Source organism: Paracoccus sp. FO-3 (genome assembly GCF_006386455.1).
GTDB lineage: Bacteria > Pseudomonadota > Alphaproteobacteria > Rhodobacterales > Rhodobacteraceae > Paracoccus > Paracoccus versutus.
Genome location: NZ_VCBQ01000319.1, coordinates 1 through 417, shown reverse-complemented (window position 1 = coordinate 417; position 417 = coordinate 1). Strand labels below are relative to the sequence as shown.

Sequence of the window (417 nt, the reverse complement as noted above, 5' to 3'; positions counted from 1 at the left end):
GCCTCGCGATCCTTGCGGCGCTGCGTGCCGCTGCGATGGGTGATCGCCAGCAGGACCGACGGTTCCCTGAGCCGCAGCCGATGCCAGCTGCCCGCCGGCACCACCTGGCCCGTCCTCGGTGCCAGTTCCACCGTGCGCATGCCGCTGGCAGCCTCAAGATCCAGCTCCAGCCTGCCGGAGCAGAGGATCAGCAACTCATCGCCGCCGGGATGCATCTCCCAGGAGTCCGGGTGAACGTCCTCGGGGCGTTCGGCAGGGAAGACGGCGAGCGTCCTGCCCTCCGCCGGCCGGTCGCCGGAGGCCAGCGACACCGGGCGGATCCGCGGCCCGTCCTCGAGGTGCAGGTGAAAGCGGCTCAGGTCGAGCCCGGAATTCGTATCGGTCATGGCGTTTCTTCCTTTCCGGCCGCGATGTCCT

1 protein-coding gene is annotated in these 417 nt (G+C 69.8%); it reads right to left on the bottom strand.

Annotated elements, in window-relative coordinates:
- Nucleotides 1-386: cupin domain-containing protein (locus FE811_RS27190; protein ID WP_140849619.1), on the bottom strand; the 386-nt coding region annotated here is incomplete at its 3' end.
- Nucleotides 387-417: the final 31 nt, after the last annotated feature.